14 protein-coding genes, 1 other RNA gene and 1 pseudogene are annotated in these 15,043 nt (G+C 67.2%); 11 read left to right on the plus strand and 5 right to left on the minus strand.

Features of this window, described 5'->3' with window-relative positions; genetic code table 11:
* The first annotated feature begins 62 nt into the window (after positions 1-62).
* Positions 63-2,435: an NAD-dependent DNA ligase LigA gene (gene ligA, locus ACXI0U_RS08255; protein WP_479550003.1), complete on the plus strand. Its 2,373-nt coding sequence runs from the start codon at positions 63-65 to the stop codon at positions 2,433-2,435.
* Positions 2,436-2,531: 96 nt separating this feature from the next.
* Here the strand turns inward: ligA and ACXI0U_RS08260 are convergent, their stop codons facing one another.
* Positions 2,532-2,861 carry an HU family DNA-binding protein gene (locus ACXI0U_RS08260; protein ID WP_265170551.1) on the minus strand — a complete coding sequence of 110 codons (330 nt, stop codon included), beginning with the start codon at positions 2,859-2,861 and terminating at the stop codon, positions 2,532-2,534.
* A 211-nt stretch (positions 2,862-3,072) separates the two neighbouring features.
* On the opposite strand from ACXI0U_RS08260, the pseudogene ACXI0U_RS08265 reads away from it, so the two are divergent.
* The 3 genes and pseudogenes from ACXI0U_RS08265 to ffs all read left to right on the plus strand — a co-directional run.
* A pseudogene (locus ACXI0U_RS08265) lies at positions 3,073-3,849 on the plus strand (HAMP domain-containing protein); the annotation flags it as partial.
* A 102-nt stretch (positions 3,850-3,951) separates the two neighbouring features.
* Entirely contained in the window at positions 3,952-4,707 is a 756-nt protein-coding gene (locus ACXI0U_RS08270; protein WP_371877143.1) for a methyl-accepting chemotaxis protein, read from the plus strand.
* A gap of 104 nt (positions 4,708-4,811) precedes the next feature.
* Positions 4,812-4,908: signal recognition particle sRNA small type (gene ffs, locus ACXI0U_RS08275), an RNA gene on the plus strand.
* Positions 4,909-4,934: 26 nt separating this feature from the next.
* On the opposite strand, the gene ACXI0U_RS08280 is transcribed toward ffs, so the two are convergent.
* Entirely contained in the window at positions 4,935-5,666 is a 732-nt protein-coding gene (locus ACXI0U_RS08280) for a substrate-binding periplasmic protein (RefSeq protein WP_184489465.1), read from the minus strand.
* A 145-nt stretch (positions 5,667-5,811) separates the two neighbouring features.
* Here ACXI0U_RS08280 and dnaX point away from each other — a divergent pair, with 145 nt between their 5' ends.
* The 3 genes from dnaX to recR all read left to right on the plus strand — a co-directional run bounded on the left by dnaX (position 5,812) and on the right by recR (position 9,185).
* Positions 5,812-8,043: a DNA polymerase III subunit gamma/tau gene (gene dnaX, locus ACXI0U_RS08285; RefSeq protein ID WP_479550004.1), complete on the plus strand. Its 2,232-nt coding sequence runs from the start codon at positions 5,812-5,814 to the stop codon at positions 8,041-8,043.
* A gap of 11 nt (positions 8,044-8,054) precedes the next feature.
* Entirely contained in the window at positions 8,055-8,381 is a 327-nt protein-coding gene (locus ACXI0U_RS08290; protein WP_021222150.1) for a YbaB/EbfC family nucleoid-associated protein, read from the plus strand.
* A 204-nt stretch (positions 8,382-8,585) separates the two neighbouring features.
* Complete coding sequence (gene recR / locus ACXI0U_RS08295; RefSeq protein ID WP_021222149.1) at positions 8,586-9,185, plus strand: recombination mediator RecR; 600 nt, start codon at positions 8,586-8,588, stop codon at positions 9,183-9,185.
* A 37-nt stretch (positions 9,186-9,222) separates the two neighbouring features.
* On the opposite strand, the gene ACXI0U_RS08300 is transcribed toward recR, so the two are convergent.
* Both ACXI0U_RS08300 and ACXI0U_RS08305 read right to left on the minus strand, forming a co-directional pair.
* Positions 9,223-9,684, minus strand: a complete 462-nt coding sequence (locus tag ACXI0U_RS08300; protein WP_431484040.1) for a GNAT family N-acetyltransferase — start codon at positions 9,682-9,684, stop codon at positions 9,223-9,225.
* Positions 9,685-9,716: 32 nt separating this feature from the next.
* Entirely contained in the window at positions 9,717-10,154 is a 438-nt protein-coding gene (locus tag ACXI0U_RS08305; RefSeq protein WP_431484041.1) for a rhodanese-like domain-containing protein, read from the minus strand.
* 98 nt (positions 10,155-10,252) lie between these two features.
* On the opposite strand from ACXI0U_RS08305, the gene ftrA reads away from it, so the two are divergent.
* The 4 genes from ftrA to fabF all read left to right on the plus strand — a co-directional run bounded on the left by ftrA (position 10,253) and on the right by fabF (position 14,365).
* Positions 10,253-11,221, plus strand: coding sequence for a transcriptional regulator FtrA (gene ftrA / locus ACXI0U_RS08310; RefSeq protein WP_479550005.1), 969 nt, complete (start codon positions 10,253-10,255; stop codon positions 11,219-11,221).
* 76 nt (positions 11,222-11,297) lie between these two features.
* Positions 11,298-12,446 carry an acyl-CoA dehydrogenase family protein gene (locus ACXI0U_RS08315; protein ID WP_431484043.1) on the plus strand — a complete coding sequence of 383 codons (1,149 nt, stop codon included), beginning with the start codon at positions 11,298-11,300 and terminating at the stop codon, positions 12,444-12,446.
* Positions 12,447-12,557: 111 nt separating this feature from the next.
* Positions 12,558-13,091, plus strand: a complete 534-nt coding sequence (locus ACXI0U_RS08320) for a PaaI family thioesterase (protein ID WP_043242897.1) — start codon at positions 12,558-12,560, stop codon at positions 13,089-13,091.
* A complete protein-coding gene (fabF, locus tag ACXI0U_RS08325) occupies positions 13,091-14,365 on the plus strand; it encodes a beta-ketoacyl-ACP synthase II (RefSeq protein ID WP_374981499.1) in 1,275 nt (424 codons plus the stop codon). The genes ACXI0U_RS08320 and fabF overlap by 1 nt, the downstream gene beginning before the upstream one ends.
* 46 nt (positions 14,366-14,411) lie before the next feature.
* Here the strand turns inward: fabF and ACXI0U_RS08330 are convergent, their stop codons facing one another.
* On the minus strand, positions 14,412-14,978 hold the full coding sequence (locus tag ACXI0U_RS08330; protein ID WP_021222142.1) for a TetR/AcrR family transcriptional regulator: 567 nt from the start codon (positions 14,976-14,978) through the stop codon (positions 14,412-14,414).
* Positions 14,979-15,043: the final 65 nt, after the last annotated feature.

Genomic DNA, 15,043 nt, shown 5'->3' on the forward strand with positions numbered 1-15,043 from the left:
AGGATCCAACGAAAGAGCGGCCCAGGCTGCTCTTTTCGTTTGCACAGAAAAGAGCACGAATCATGACCGACGCCCAGACCGCCGCCCAGCGCATCCACCAATTGCGTGCCGAACTGGATGAGCACAACTACCGCTACTACGTGCTGGACGAACCCAGCGTCCCCGATGCCGAGTACGACCGCCTGTTCCGCGAGTTGCAGGCCCTGGAGGCCGAGCATCCGGAGCTGGTGACGCCGGAGTCGCCGACCCAGCGTGTGGGCGGCGAGGCCCTGAGTGCCTTCGGCGAAGTGCGCCATGAGGTACCTATGCTCAGCCTGGGCAACGCCTTCGAGGAGGACGACCTGCGCGCCTTCGACCGCAGCGTGCAGAGCGGCCTGGGGCTCTCTTCCGGCGACCTGTTCGGTGGCGGCGCCGAGGTGGAGTACAGCTGTGAGCCCAAGCTCGACGGCCTGGCGGTCAGCCTGCTGTACCGCGACGGCCAGCTGGTGCGCGGTGCCACCCGTGGCGACGGCAGCACCGGTGAAGACATCAGCGCCAACGTGCGCACCATCCGCAACGTGCCGCTGAAGCTCAAGGGCGAGGGCTGGCCCGCCGTGCTCGAAGTGCGCGGCGAGGTGTACATGCCCAAGGCCGGCTTCGATGAGCTGAACGCGCGCCAGGCGGAAAGCGGCGGCAAGACCTTCGCCAACCCGCGCAACGCCGCGGCCGGCAGCCTGCGTCAGCTGGACCCGCGCATCACCGCCAGCCGCCCCCTGGAGTTCTGCTGCTACGGCATCGGCCAGGTCAGCGGCGAGCTGCCGGCCACCCAGGTCGGCATGCTGGAGAAGCTCAAGGGCTGGGGCGTGCCCATCAGCCGTGAATTGAAACTGGCCAAGGGCGTCGAAGCCTGCCTGGCCTACTACCACGACATCGGCCAGCGGCGCATGGACCTGGCCTATGACATCGACGGCGTGGTGTTCAAGGTCAACAACATCGAAGACCAGCAGCAGCTGGGTTTCCGTGCGCGCACCCCGCACTGGGCGCTGGCCCACAAGTTCCCCGCCCAGGAGGAGCTCACCGAGCTGCTGGACGTGGAATTCCAGGTCGGCCGTACCGGTGCCGTCACCCCGGTGGCGCGGCTGAAGCCGATCAAGGTGGCCGGCGTCACCGTGGCCAATGCCACCCTGCACAACATGGACGAGGTCGCACGCCTGGGCCTGATGATCGGCGACACGGTGATCATCCGCCGGGCCGGCGACGTGATCCCCCAGGTGATGCAGGTGGTCACCGAGCGCCGCCCCGCAGATGCCCGCGAAGTGCATGTCCCCGAGCAGTGTCCGGTGTGCGGCTCGGCTGTCGAGCGCACCCAGCTGGTCAAGCGCGCCAAGGGCAAGGAAACCACCAGCGAAGGCTCGGTCTACCGCTGCGTCGGTCGCCTGGCCTGTGGCGCCCAGCTGAAGCAGGCGATCATCCACTTCGCGTCCCGTCGCGCGCTGGATATCGAAGGCCTGGGTGACAAGATCGTCGAGCAACTGGTGGACACCGGGCTGGTGGCCTCGCCGGCGGACCTGTTCACCCTGACCTACGAACAGGTGGTGGCGCTGGAAGGCTTCGCCGATCTGTCGACCCGCAACCTGCTGGCGGCGATCCAGGACAGCGCCAAGCCGACCCTGGCGCGCTTCATCTATGCGCTGGGCATCCCCGATGTGGGGGAGGAAACCGCCAAGCTGCTGGCCCGCGCCCTCGGTTCCCTGGCGCGTATCCGCCAGGCGCTGCCCGAGGTGCTGACCTACCTGCCGGACGTGGGCCTGGAGGTCGCCTTCGAGATCCACAACTTCTTCAGCGATGCCCACAACCTCCAGGTCATCGACGACCTGCTGGCCCGTGGCGTGGTGCTGCAGGAGGAGGGCGACCTCAGCCCCGAGTTCGCTGCCTGCGCGACCCTGGCGGGCTTTATCGACAAGCTCAACATCCCCTTCATCGCTGCCACCGGTGCAGAGAAGCTGGCAGTGAAGTTCGGCAGCCTGGAGGGCGTGATCAAGGCCGACTGGCTGGACCTGCGCCAGGTGGAACGCCTCAACGAGAAGGCGGCCAAGTCCCTGCGCGACTTCTTCGGCCAGCCCGCTAATGCCGAGCGCGCCGCGCTGATCGAAGCGCAGCTGCGCGACTTCGGCATGCACTGGGAGAGCGAGAAGAAGACCGTCGAAGGCCTGCCCCTGGCCGGGCAGACCTGGGTGCTGACCGGCACCCTGGAAGTGATGAGCCGCGATGTGGCCAAGGAAAAGCTGGAAGCCCTCGGCGCCAAGGTGGCGGGCTCGGTCTCGGCCCGTACCCACTGCGTGGTGGCGGGCCCCGGTGCCGGCTCCAAGCTGGCCAAGGCCACCGAGCTGGGCGTGCGCGTGCTGGACGAGGAGGCCTTCCTGGCCGAATTGAAAGGGATGGGCGTTTCGCTGTGATCCGTCGTGGCCATGCTCAGCGAGCGTGCTCTTGCTGAAAGGCGGCACACATGAAAAGGCCGGGCATTAGCCCGGCCTTTTTTATTGCGTTGTCGCTTACTTGTTCACGGCGTCGCTGAGGCCTTTGGCCGGCACGAATTTGACGACCTTCTTGGCCGCGATGTCGATGCTCTTGCCGGTCTGCGGGTTGCGGCCGGTGCGGGCCGGACGCTCGGTGATCTTCAGCTTGCCGATGCCCGGCAGGGTGATCTCATCACTGTTTTCCAGCGTATCGCTGACGATCTCGCTCAGCTGTTCCAGCACGGCACGCACGGAGGCCTTGGTGGTGTCGGTGGCTTCGGCGATGTCTGCGATCAGTTGGTCTTTGGTGATTGCCATGGTGTAGCTCCAGTGGATGTGGGTTCGGTTCGCGTTCGGGTTGGCGATGCCAGCGCGGGTTCAGACCCGCGCTCGCGCTGAAAGTGCGATGGCGCCAGGTGCCATTAGCGAAGCGGGCGGCACGCTAGCATAAAAGCCAGGGCACTCCTGCCACCAAGTGTTTCTGTTCGTCGCCACGGCCTTTTCGCAGAAGCCCGACAGGCGGTGATGGGCGGTCTACGCTTGCTGTTACATCGCTATGACATCGCGGAGAGTCGCCATGCTACGTGCCTTTGCCGACCTGGGGTTTCGCTGGAAGATCGCCCTGCCCATCCTGCTCCTGGTGGTGCTCCTGGTGCTGATGGGGGGCCTGGGCATGCAGGGGGTGTCCCAGGTGGCCGATTCCAGCAAGCAGCTGACCAATCGCTACCTGCCCGCCATCAGCCTGCTGCTCAACGCCGACCGCGATCTCTACCAGGCCTTCACGGCCGAGCGCAGCCTGCTGGACGAGGGGGCAGGTACGCATATCGAGCAGCTCAAGGCCGACCATGCGGAGAACCTGCAGCAGGCCTATGACCGCGTGCACAAGTACGCAGAGATGGGCGCGAGTGCCGAGGCGCGGCAGCTGGTGGCCCAGTTCGACAGCGGCTTCCAGCAGTGGAAGGTCACCTCCCTGAAAGTGGTCCAGCTGGCGACTTCCGACCCGGAAGCCGCCAGCGTCCTCAGCTTTGGTGACAGCGAAAGCCAGTTCCAGAACATGCGCGATGCCATCGATAAGCTCGGCGAGCTCGAGGACAACGCAGCCAATGCCGAGGGGCAGCGGGCGATTGCCATCGGCGAGACGCGCAGCTGGCAGCAGGGGGTGATCATCGTCATCGGCCTGGCCATCTGCCTGGTGCTGGTGCTCGGCTTCCCGACTCTGGTCACCCGGCCCCTGCATCGCCTGCTGGAGCGCATCGAGCAGATCGCCGATGGCGACGGTGACCTGCGTGTGCGCCTCGATGTTACCTCGCGGGACGAGCTGGGCAAGCTCAGCCACGCCTTCAACCGTTTCCTCGACAAGCTGCAGCCGCTGATCAAGGAGGTCGGGCGCGTCACCGGCGAGGTTGCCGACTCGGCGCAGAACCTGGCCGGCCTGGCGGCGGCCAACGACCGGCTGATCAGCAGCGAGCACGCGGCGGTCGACCAGGTCAGCACCGCTGCCACCGAAATGAGCGCGGCCGTTCATGAGGTGGCACGCAACGCCCAGAACGCCGCCGATGCCGCGCGCTTCGCCGAGGTGCAATCCCGCGAGGGGGCGCAGGTGGTCGGCGCCACCATCAAGGCAATCCGCCAGTTGGCCCAGGAGGTGGAAAGCGCCTCCACCACCATCGGCACCCTGGAGCAGGAGACCGCCAACATCGGCGCCGTGCTGGCGGTGATCAAGGGCATCGCCGACCAGACCAACCTGCTGGCGCTCAACGCAGCCATCGAAGCGGCGCGGGCCGGCGAGCAGGGCAGGGGCTTCGCGGTGGTGGCCGACGAGGTGCGTGCCCTGGCCGCGCGCACCCAGGAGTCCACCAAGGACATCCAGCAGATGATCGAGCGCCTGCAGGTGGGCGTGCAGAATGCCGTGCGCGCCATGCATTCGGGCAGCGCCCAGGCCCGTGACAGCGTGGAGCGCGCCGCTGGCGTCGACCAGGCGCTGACGGACACCGGCGATTCGGTGCAGCGCATCAACGACATGGCTGCGCAGATCGCCACCGCCTGCGAGGAGCAAAGCAGCGTCACCGAAGAGATCGCCCGCAACATCAGCGACATCCGCGACCTCTCAACCGAAGCGGCACAAACCTCCGACCAGAGCACCCAGGCGAGCCGTCATCTCTCCGAGCTTTCCAGTGGCCTCGCCAAGCTGGTCGGGCGCTTCCGGGTATGAGTCGCAAGTGCTTGTAACGGAAATGTTTTTAGCAGTTGTAAGTTGGCGAAGAGCCGGTACAATGGCGCGGCTCGCCGATCTGGCGAGCTGCGTTATGGTGGCCCTGCCGGTCCCCCCGCAACGATTACCCGTCAACCTGGTCAGATCCGGAAGGAAGCAGCCACAGCGGGAACATTGTGTGCCGGGGTGTGGCTGGTAGGGTCACCCCCATCTCCCAGCGCTGCAATTCACCGGTAGCGCGACACGATTCTCTCTATCTCTCCCGATGTCCGCATGCGCGCCAGTGCACGCACGATTTCGTTCGCCGGTATCTCCGGTGCATTGCGCACCAGGCAGGCCACGGGCTCTTCCTCCAGTACCGCCACCGCCGCCAAGCGTTCGCTCGCCGGCATGCCGCGGTTGAACCATTTCAGCGCCAGTTCGCTGCTGACTGCGTAGCGGTAGCGCCCCGCGCCGAGTTTCTGCAGCACCAGGCCCTGGTTGCGGGCCTCGTCTCGTTGCAGGGTGCCGTCATCGAACCGCTCCTGCAGGCCTGGATAGGAATAGCCCAGTACGGTGCCCACGCTCTGCGCCGGTAGGCGTTGCGGGTCGACGGGGCTCGCGTTGTCGGGGGCGCTCACCAGCAGGTCACGCTGCACCAGGATCGGCTCGCTCCACAGGTAGTTCACGCCCAAGTCGCCCATCCAGTTGGGGCTCACGTAGCAGCGGACGTCGACATCGCCATGCTCCAGGGCCAACTGCACGCGGGTGCGGGGCAGCACGTTGATCTGCGCCTCGCGCCCGAGTTGCCGGGCCAGGCCCTGGATGATGTCGAAGATGATGCCGCCGGTCAGCTCGTTGCTCTCGATCTGCGCCACCGGCATGGCCCAGCTGTCCACCGCGGAGAAGCGCAGGGGAGCCGTTTCGGCGCGAGCCAGCGCACTGGTGATCAGCAACAGAAGGAGCAGCGTTGGACGCATCGAGCACCCTCGAACGGGTATGGCGAGGCATCCACGATGCCCCGTGTCACACCTGTTGAACATAGAGCACTTCGCATCGGATGCAATTTGCGGTTTGCTCCGCTAGCATTAGCCCCTTCCGATTCCCCAGCTGCGACGGTTTTCAATGAGTTATCAGGTTCTTGCACGTAAATGGCGTCCGCGCTCGTTCCGCGAAATGGTCGGCCAGACCCATGTGCTGAAGGCTCTGATCAACGCGCTGGACAACCAGCGCCTGCACCATGCCTACCTGTTCACCGGCACCCGTGGCGTGGGCAAGACCACCATCGCACGCATCCTCGCCAAGTGCCTGAACTGCGAAACCGGCATCAGCTCCACGCCGTGCGGCCAATGCTCGGTGTGCCGCGAGATCGACGAGGGCCGCTTCGTCGACCTGATCGAAGTGGACGCCGCGAGCCGCACCAAGGTCGAAGACACCCGCGAACTGCTGGACAACGTGCAGTACGCGCCGAGCCGTGGCCGCTACAAGGTCTACCTGATCGACGAAGTGCACATGCTCTCCACGCACTCGTTCAACGCCCTGCTCAAGACCCTCGAAGAGCCGCCACCCCACGTCAAGTTCCTGCTGGCCACCACCGACCCGCAGAAGCTGCCCGTGACCATCCTCTCGCGTTGCCTGCAGTTCTCCCTGAAGAACATGCCGCCGGAGCGTGTGGTCGAGCACCTGACCCACGTCCTCGGTGCCGAAAGCGTGCCGTTCGAGCCCGACGCCCTGTGGCTGCTGGGCCGTGCCGCTGACGGCTCGATGCGCGACGCCATGAGCCTCACCGACCAGGCCATCGCCTTCGGTGAGGGCAAGGTCCTCGCTGCCGATGTGCGTGCCATGCTCGGCACCCTCGACCATGGCCAGGTCTATGGCGTGCTCCATGCGCTGCTGCAGGGCGATGCCCGTGGCGTGCTCGAGGCCATCCGCCACCTGGCCGAGCAAGGCCCGGACTGGAGCGGCGTGCTCGCCGAAATCCTCAACGTGCTGCACCGCGTGGCCATCGCCCAGGCATTGCCGGATGCGGTGGACAACGGCCAGGGCGACCGCGACCGCGTGCTGGCCTTGGCCGAAGCGCTACCCGCCGAGGACGTGCAGTTCTATTACCAGATGGGCCTGATCGGCCGCCGCGACCTGCCATTGGCGCCGGACCCGCGTGGTGGCTTCGAAATGGTGCTGCTGCGCATGCTCGCCTTCCGTCCTGCGGATGCCGACGGCGCCCCGAGGGTCACGCTAAAGGACCCGGGAATCAGCAGGGCCACGGCTGATTCCTCGAACCCCCCAGTGGCCGGCGCTGTCGTGGCGCCGGTTGCCCCCGTATCCCCCGTTGCCCCGGTAGCGGCTCCCCAGCCGCCTGTCGAGCCCGTGGTCGCCCCGGCGGCCGTGGTGCCGGTGCAGGTTGCACCCGAGCCGGTGGTTGCTGCCCCTGTGGTGGAAGCCCCGGTCGCGCCCCGCGTGGCTGAAGTGGCTCCTGCTGCTGAAGTGGCGCCGCAGCCTGTAGCCGAGCCTGCCCAGGTCGCTCAGCCTGCTCCCGAGCCCGAGCCCGAGCCCGAACCTGTTGCCCAGGCCGAGGTGATCGACCTGCCCTGGGAAGAGCGTCCCGCCTCGCCGGTCGCGCCTGCCCAGCCCGCAGCCGAGATCGCCGAGCCGGCCGCAGTCGCCGAGATTGTTGAAGCCGTTGCAGTAGTCGAGGCGGTCGAGCCGCCTGCTCCGGTGGTGGAAGCGCCAGCCCCGGTCGTCGAGCCCACTCCCGAGCCGCAGCCCGTTGCCGAGCCCGTGGTGGCGCAACCCCAGGGTACGGAGCTGGTTGTCGCCTCGGATGCGGATGACGACGAGCCGCCACCCGGCGACTACGACGATTATTACGAGGCGGACGTCGAATCCATCGCCTACATGGATGAACTGCCCGTCGCCGAACCTGAAGCCGCCGCCGTGCCGGAGGTGCTGCCCGCCGCGCAGCCCGCCACGGGGCTTGCCGCCGAGTGGCTGGACCTGTTCCCGCGCCTGGGCATCAGTGGCCTCACCGGCAACATCGCCGCCAACTGCACCCTGGTGTCCGTGGAGGGCGACGTCTGGCGCCTGCACCTGGACCCGGCGCAGAGCGCGCTGTTCAACTCCACCCAGCAGCGCCGCATCAACGACGCGCTGAACCAGTACCACGGTCGTACCCTGGTGCTGGAAGTAGAGGTGCGCAAGCCCGAGCAGGAAACCCCTGCCCAGGCCGCCGCCCGCAAGCGTGCTGCCCGCCAGCGCGATGCCGAGGAATCCATCTCCCTCGACCCGCTGGTACAGAAGATGATCGAACAGTTCGGCGCGAGCGTTCGCCCGGACACCATTGAACCCCTTGACCGCTGAGGACAACCATCATGATGAAGGGTGGCATGGCAGGCCTGATGAAACAGGCCCAACAGATGCAAGAAAAGATGCAGAAGATGCAGGAAGAGCTGGCCAATGCCGAGGTTACCGGCCAGTCCGGTGCCGGCCTGGTGAGCGTGGTGATGACCGGTCGCCATGACGTCAAGCGCGTCACCCTGGACGACAGCCTGATGCAGGAAGACAAGGACATCCTCGAAGACCTGATCGCCGCCGCCGTCAACGATGCCGTGCGCAAGGTCGAGCAGAACAGCCAGGAAAAGATGTCCGGCATGACTGCCGGTATGCAACTGCCGCCCGGCTTCAAGATGCCCTTCTAAGTGGGGAGCGCCCAGCCAGCACGCATTACTGCGTTGCGAACGGCCCCGGGCATCCTCATTTACAGACGTAAACTCCGGTGCCCGTAGCCGTTCACGCCTTGTACTGCATACCGTCTGATCGCTCCTGGCGACAGCGGTTGAGGTAAAGGTCGGAACAGAGCAGGGCACCGGAGCCCGTTTCAGCCCCAATCCCGAGATTTCTTGATGAGCTTCAGCCCGCTGATCCGCCAACTGATCGATGCCCTGCGCATCCTGCCCGGTGTCGGGCAGAAGACCGCCCAGCGCATGGCGTTGCAGATGCTCGAGCGTGACCGCAGCGGCGGGCTGCGCCTGGCCCAGGCGCTGACCTCGGCGATGGAAGGCGTGGGGCATTGCAAGCAGTGCCGCACTCTCAGCGAGGATGATCTCTGCCCGCAGTGCGCCGACCCGCGCCGCGACGATTCGTTGTTGTGCGTGGTGGAGGGGCCGCTGGATGTGTTCGCCGTCGAGCAGACCGGTTATCGCGGCCGTTTCTTCGTGCTCAAGGGCCACCTCTCGCCCCTCGATGGCCTGGGCCCGGAAGCCATCGGCATTCCCGAGCTGATGGAGCGTGTGGATGCCGGCGCCTTCAGCGAAGTCATCCTCGCCACCAACCCCACGGTGGAAGGCGAAGCCACTGCCCACTACATCGCCCAACTCCTGGCCCCCAAGGGCCTGGTGGCCTCCCGCATCGCCCATGGCGTGCCCCTGGGTGGCGAACTGGAGCTGGTGGACGGCGGCACCCTGACCCACGCCCTGGCCGGTCGCCGCCCCATCGGCCTCTGATCGCCCCTCTGCGTAAACGTGCGCCGTAGCCCGGGCTTCAGCCCGGGGCCGGAGTGAGTTTGTCCGCCAATGCAGCCAACGCCTCTGCATCCATCCCATAGGCGATCCACTTGCCGTCCGGCCGCCCACCCAGGCGCTGATAGAAGCGCTCGGCATCACCGTTGCCCGCCAGCACATCCCACTTCATCCGCCCCGCACCGCGTGCCAGCGCAAACCGCGCAACGGCGGCGAGCAGGCGCTCGCCGATGCCGAGCGAGCGTGCCGGCGGTGCCACGAACAGCTCCTTGAGCACCAGGGTCGGCTGCAGGTCGTAGGTGTAGGCGATCTCCAGCGTTACCGCATAGCCGAGCAACCTGCCCGCCGCCTCGGCCACGACTATCCGGCACTGAGGCTGCGGGCCAAAGGCGCGGGCCAGCAGCTGCGCCTCGTCCACCGCGAAGTCCTCCAGGTAGTCCTCGAAGCGGGCCAGTTCGCGCATCAGCGGGAGGAGGGCGGGCACATCCTCGGCCCGCGCCTCGTGTATCTCCGCACTCAGCATGCGCAGGGGATGCCCTGGCCAGCGGGGTGGACCGCTACCGCGCCGGTGAGGCTCAGCCCCTCATCCAGCCAGCCGGTGACGCCGCCGAGCATCTCCTTCACCGCGAAGCCCAGCCCGGCCAGGCGCACGGCGGCGCGGTGCACGCCGTTGCAGTGGGGGCCGGCGCAGTAGACGACGAACAGTGTGTCGCGCGGGTAGACCGCCATGAACGCGGCGTCCATCAGGCGGTGGGGGATGTTGATCGCGCCTGGCACATGGCCGGCGGCGAAGGCCGTCTCACCGCGCACATCGACCAGCACGTAGTCGACGTCGCCGGCCTGCTGGCTGGCGTTCACGTCCGAGCAATCGGTCTCGAAGGCCAGGCGCTGGGTGAAATGGGCCAGGGCCGCATGGGGAGCGGCGGCGGGGAACTGGCTGACGAGGCTGGGCATGGTGGTTCTCCATCGGTTGAGTTGATGACGCCACTGTATCCAGCGCCTTTCCTGCTCTACAGTGGCGGGCAGGACAGCGACTGGTAAGTTTCCGCCAAATGAACGACGACCCCGGCCTGGTGGCCATCCTCGCCTACGACGGCCTGTGCACCTTCGAATTCGGCATCGCCGTGGAAGTCTTCGGCCTGCCTCGGCCCGAGTTCGATTTCCCCTGGTACCGCCACTGCATCGTCGGCCTGGACGATGGCCCCATGCGCGCCATGGGTGGCATCCAGGTGCTCGCCGACGGCGGGCTGGAGCGCCTGGCTGAGGCCCGGACCGTTGTCATCCCCGGCTGGCGTGACCGTGCCGAGGCACCGCCCGAGCGGCTGCTGGCCGCGCTGCGCGAGGCCCATGCGCGTGGGGCGCGGCTGGTGTCCATCTGCTCCGGCGTTTTCGTCCTCGCCGCCAGCGGCCTGCTGGACGGCCAGCGCGCCACCACCCACTGGCGCTACGCCGAGGAACTGGCGCAGCGCTTTCCGGCCGTCGAGGTGGACCCCGAGGTGCTGTACGTCGACGCCGGCCAACTGATCAGCTCGGCGGGCAGCGCCGCCGGCATCGACGCCTGCCTGCACCTGGTGGCGCGGGACTTCGGTACCCAGGTGGCCAACACCGTGGCGCGGCGCCTGGTGATGTCGCCCCAGCGCGCCGGCGGCCAGGCGCAGTTCATTCCGGCACCGGTGGCCCGGGCGCCGCGCAACGACCTCTCGGCGTTGATGCACTGGGCCCGGCAGAACCTGCAGCAACCGCTGGAGGTGAGCCAGCTGGCACGCCGCGTGGCCATGAGCGAGCGCACCTTCCTGCGGCGTTTCAGCGAAGCCACCGGCATGACGCCCAAGGCTTGGCTGCAGTACGAGCGCCTGGCCCGTGCCCGTGAGCTGCTGGAAAGCGGCGTCGACGGCAGCGAACGCATCGCCGAGCTGTGCGGCTTCCGCTCGGTGGAAAGCTTCCGCGTGGCCTTCCGCAACGCCGTCGGGCTACCGCCTTCGGCCTACCGGGAGCGCTTCGGCGCGGCGCATACGTCCTGATCGATGGCGCTTGTCTCGCCTTGAAAACCAAGCAAGCGCTCGGTAATTTTCTCTAACTTTCTCAGGGAGCTCCGCCATGTCCGTTTGCCAGGAATACTTCGACGAATCCCATCAACTGGTGCGCGATTCGGTGCGCCGCTTCGTCGAGCGGGAAATCCTCCCGCACATCGGCGACTGGGAGGAGGCCGAGGAATTCCCCCGCGAGCTCTACCTCAAGGCCGGCGCCGCCGGCATTCTCGGCATCGGCTACCCGGAGCAGTACGGCGGCAGCCACGAAGGCGACCTGTTCGCCAAGGTGGCGGCCAGCGAGGAGCTGATGCGCAGCGGCTCCGGCGGCCTGGTGGCCGGGCTGGGCTCCCTGGACATCGGCCTGCCGCCGCTGGTCAAGTGGGGCCGCCCCGAGCTGCGCGAACGCATCGCGCCCCAGGTACTGGCCGGCGAGAAGATCATGGCCCTGGCCATCACCGAACCCTCTGGCGGCTCCGACGTCGCCAGCCTCAAGACCCGCGCCGTGCGCGAGGGCGATTTCTACCGCGTCAACGGCAGCAAGACCTTCATCACCAGCGGCGTGCGTGCGGACTATTACACGGTGGCGGTGCGCACCGGTGGCGATGGCTTCGGCGGTGTCAGCCTGCTGCTGATCGAGAAGGGCACACCCGGCTTCAGCGTCGGCCGCAAGCTGAAGAAGATGGGCTGGTGGGCCTCCGACACCGCCGAGCTGTTCTTCGAGGACTGCCTGGTGCCCGTGGGCAACCTGATCGGTGCCGAGAACATGGGCTTCGCCTGCATCATGGCCAACTTCCAGTCCGAGCGGCTGGCCCTGGCCATCATGGCCAACATGACCGCGCAGCTGGCGCTGGAGGAATCCCTGGCCTGGGCCCGCGAGCGCGAGGCCTTCGGCAAGCCCATCGGCAAGTTCCAGGTGCTCAAGCACCGCCTGGCCGAGATGGCCACCCAGGTTGAGGTCTCCCGCGAGTTCACCTACCGCCAGGCGGCGAAGATGGCCGCCGGCAAGAGCGTGATCAAGGAGATCTCCATGGCCAAGAACTTCGCCACCGACATCGCCGACCGCCTCACCTACGACGCCGTGCAGATGCTCGGCGGCATGGGCTATATGCGCGAGAGCCTGGTGGAGCGCCTCTACCGCGACAACCGCATCCTCTCCATCGGCGGCGGCTCGCGGGAGATCATGAACGAAATCATCAGCAAGCAGATGGGGCTCTGAAGCCACCCGCGCAAGGCGCCCATCGGGTGGCCTTGCGCGAGGCCCTGCGCCTCGTTATATGATGATCGAAATTCAAATAGGGCCTGCGGGCCGGACAAGAGGGTAGGTGCCATGAGCGAATCGAGCCGTGAAGAGAAACTGCAGGCCTGGCTGGAAGCGGAGCGCAGCATGCTGGAGCGCCTGAAGCCCGGCACCCTGAGCATGTCCGAGGTCGTCCAACTGAGCCCCCGTGAGTTCTTCGACGGCATCGGCCGGGGCGACCTGCCGTCACCTCCCATCGGTGAACTGATGGGCTTCGTGCCTATCGAATGGTCAGAGGAGCGCTTCGTTTTCCAGGGCGTTCCCGATGCCCGTCACTACAATCCCCTGGGCACCGTGCATGGCGGCTATGCGGCGACCCTGCTGGATTCCTGCATGGGCTGCGCCATCCATATGCACGTCAAGCCGGGGCAGGGCTACACCACCACCGACCTGCGCATCAGTTACGTGCGGGCCATGACCGTGAACACGGGGCCGGTGCGGGCGGAGGGGCGGATCATCCACGTGGGGCGCTCGACCGCACTGGCCGAGGGCCGCATCTATGACGTGGACGGGAAGCTCTATGCCACCGGTTCCACGACCTGCCTGATACTCGGAGGGAAATGATGAACTCGCAACGAATCGTCGTCACCGGCATGGGGCTGGTCTCGCCCCTGGGCTGCGGCGTGGAAACCGCCTGGCAGCGCCTGCTGGCGGGACGCTCGGGGCTGCGTGCCCTGCCCGAAGACACCGTGCGGGATCTCGCCGCCAAGGTGGGCGGCAGCGTACCGACCCGGGAGGAAGACGCCGAAGGCGGCTTCGATCCTGACAGCGCCGCGCCGCCGAAGGAGCAGAAGAAGATGGACCGCTTCATCCTCTTCGCCCTGGCCGCCGCCGACGAAGCGTTGCAGCAATCCGGCTGGGTCGCCGACAGCGACGAGAAGAAGGCCCGCACCGCCACCGTGATCGGTTCCGGCATCGGCGGTTTCGGCGCCATCGCCGACGCCGTGCGCACCACCGACAGCCGCGGCCCACGGCGCCTGTCGCCCTTTACCATCCCGTCCTTCCTGGTCAACCTGGCCGCTGGGCACGTGTCCATCCGCCATGGCTTCCAGGGCCCCATCGGTGCCCCGGTGACCGCCTGCGCCGCGAGCGTCCAGGCCATCGGCGACGCCGCGCGGATGATTCGTGCCGGCGAAGTGGATATCGCCCTGTGCGGCGGCGCCGAAGCCTCCATCGACCGCGTGGCGCTGGCCGGCTTCGCGGCGGCGCGGGCGCTGTCCACTGACTTCAGCGAGCACCCGGAGCAGGCCTCGCGGCCCTTCGACAGCCGCCGCGACGGCTTCGTCATGGGCGAAGGCGCCGGCATGCTGGTGATCGAATCACTCGACCATGCCCTGGCCCGTGGCGCCACGCCCATTGCCGAACTGGTGGGCTACGGCACCAGTGCCGACGCCTACCACCTCACCGCCGGGCCGGAGGATGGCAGCGGCGCCCAGCGCGCCATGCGCACCGCCATCGCCCAGGCCGGTATCGAGCCGCGGCAGATCCAGCACCTCAACGCCCACGCCACCTCCACCCCGGTGGGCGACAAGGGGGAGCTGGCGGCGATCAAGGCGGTGTTCGGCGAGGAGGGCGGGGTGGCCGTATCCGCCACCAAGTCCGCCACCGGGCACCTGCTTGGCGCTGCCGGTGGGCTGGAAGCGATCTTCACCGTACTGGCCATCCGCGACCAGGTGGCACCGCCGACCCTGAACCTGGAGCAACCGGACGAGGATGCCGCCGGCGTGGACATCGTCCACGGTGCGGCGCGGCCGATGACCATCAACTACGCGTTGTCCAACGGTTTCGGTTTCGGCGGGGTGAATGCCAGCGTGCTGTTCCGACGCTGGATGGGGTGAGCCGAGCGGCCCTTGCGGCCGCTCCCGTTACATCGAAGCGGCAGGCTCAGGCCTTGCCGCTTTTTTCTTCCAGGCGCGCCGTCAGGTTGGCGCAGGCATCGTCGAGAATGCGCTTGGACAGGGCCTCGTCCGCCACGCTGCGGGACAGGCTCAGCGCGCCGACCATGGTGGCGACCATCGCCATCGCTTCCTGCGGGTCGCCCGTTTCCTTCTCGATCATCCTCAGCAGGTTGCCCACCACCTCGTCGCTGATGGGGCTGGCCTGGCCGCGCTGGCCCAGCTCGGACGACATGGTCGGCAGCGGGCAGCCGGCGTCCGGGTTGTCGCGGTGTTCCGGCGACAGGTAGCGCTTGAACAGGGTCTTCAGCGGTTCCGGCTTGGCCAGCACCTTGGCCCACTGACCGCTGGCGTCGTTGGCCGCCGCGCGCAGGGCTTCCTGCACCAGGGCGTCCTTGGATTTGAAGTGGGCGTAGAAGCCGCCGTGGGTCAGGCCCAGCGCCTTCATCAGCGGCTGCAGGCCGGTGGCGTCGATGCCGTCCGCGCGGAAGCGGCGGGAGGCTTCGGCGATGATGCGTTTGTGGGTTTCGGCTTTGTGGTCTTCCGAGTAGCGCATGGCAATGGCCTCAACTTCCGGGCGTTAGTATGGCGATTGTAATTCCACATTCACCGCCTGTATGC

It is taken from the genome of Pseudomonas sp. C9D1, assembly GCF_056491235.1.

What these genes read in the sequence shown, in the direction of transcription:
- ligA (WP_479550003.1), top strand. Translation starts at nt 63, where the DNA reads ATGACCGACGCCCAGACCGCCGCCCAGCGCATCCACCAATTGCGTGCC.
- ACXI0U_RS08280 (WP_184489465.1), bottom strand. Translation starts at nt 5,666, where the DNA reads ATGCGTCCAACGCTGCTCCTTCTGTTGCTGATCACCAGTGCGCTGGCT.
- dnaX (WP_479550004.1), top strand. Translation starts at nt 5,812, where the DNA reads ATGAGTTATCAGGTTCTTGCACGTAAATGGCGTCCGCGCTCGTTCCGC.
- ACXI0U_RS08290 (WP_021222150.1), top strand. Translation starts at nt 8,055, where the DNA reads ATGATGAAGGGTGGCATGGCAGGCCTGATGAAACAGGCCCAACAGATG.
- recR (WP_021222149.1), top strand. Translation starts at nt 8,586, where the DNA reads ATGAGCTTCAGCCCGCTGATCCGCCAACTGATCGATGCCCTGCGCATC.
- ACXI0U_RS08305 (WP_431484041.1), bottom strand. Translation starts at nt 10,154, where the DNA reads ATGCCCAGCCTCGTCAGCCAGTTCCCCGCCGCCGCTCCCCATGCGGCC.
- ftrA (WP_479550005.1), top strand. Translation starts at nt 10,253, where the DNA reads ATGAACGACGACCCCGGCCTGGTGGCCATCCTCGCCTACGACGGCCTG.
- ACXI0U_RS08315 (WP_431484043.1), top strand. Translation starts at nt 11,298, where the DNA reads ATGTCCGTTTGCCAGGAATACTTCGACGAATCCCATCAACTGGTGCGC.
- ACXI0U_RS08320 (WP_043242897.1), top strand. Translation starts at nt 12,558, where the DNA reads ATGAGCGAATCGAGCCGTGAAGAGAAACTGCAGGCCTGGCTGGAAGCG.
- fabF (WP_374981499.1), top strand. Translation starts at nt 13,091, where the DNA reads ATGAACTCGCAACGAATCGTCGTCACCGGCATGGGGCTGGTCTCGCCC.
- ACXI0U_RS08330 (WP_021222142.1), bottom strand. Translation starts at nt 14,978, where the DNA reads ATGCGCTACTCGGAAGACCACAAAGCCGAAACCCACAAACGCATCATC.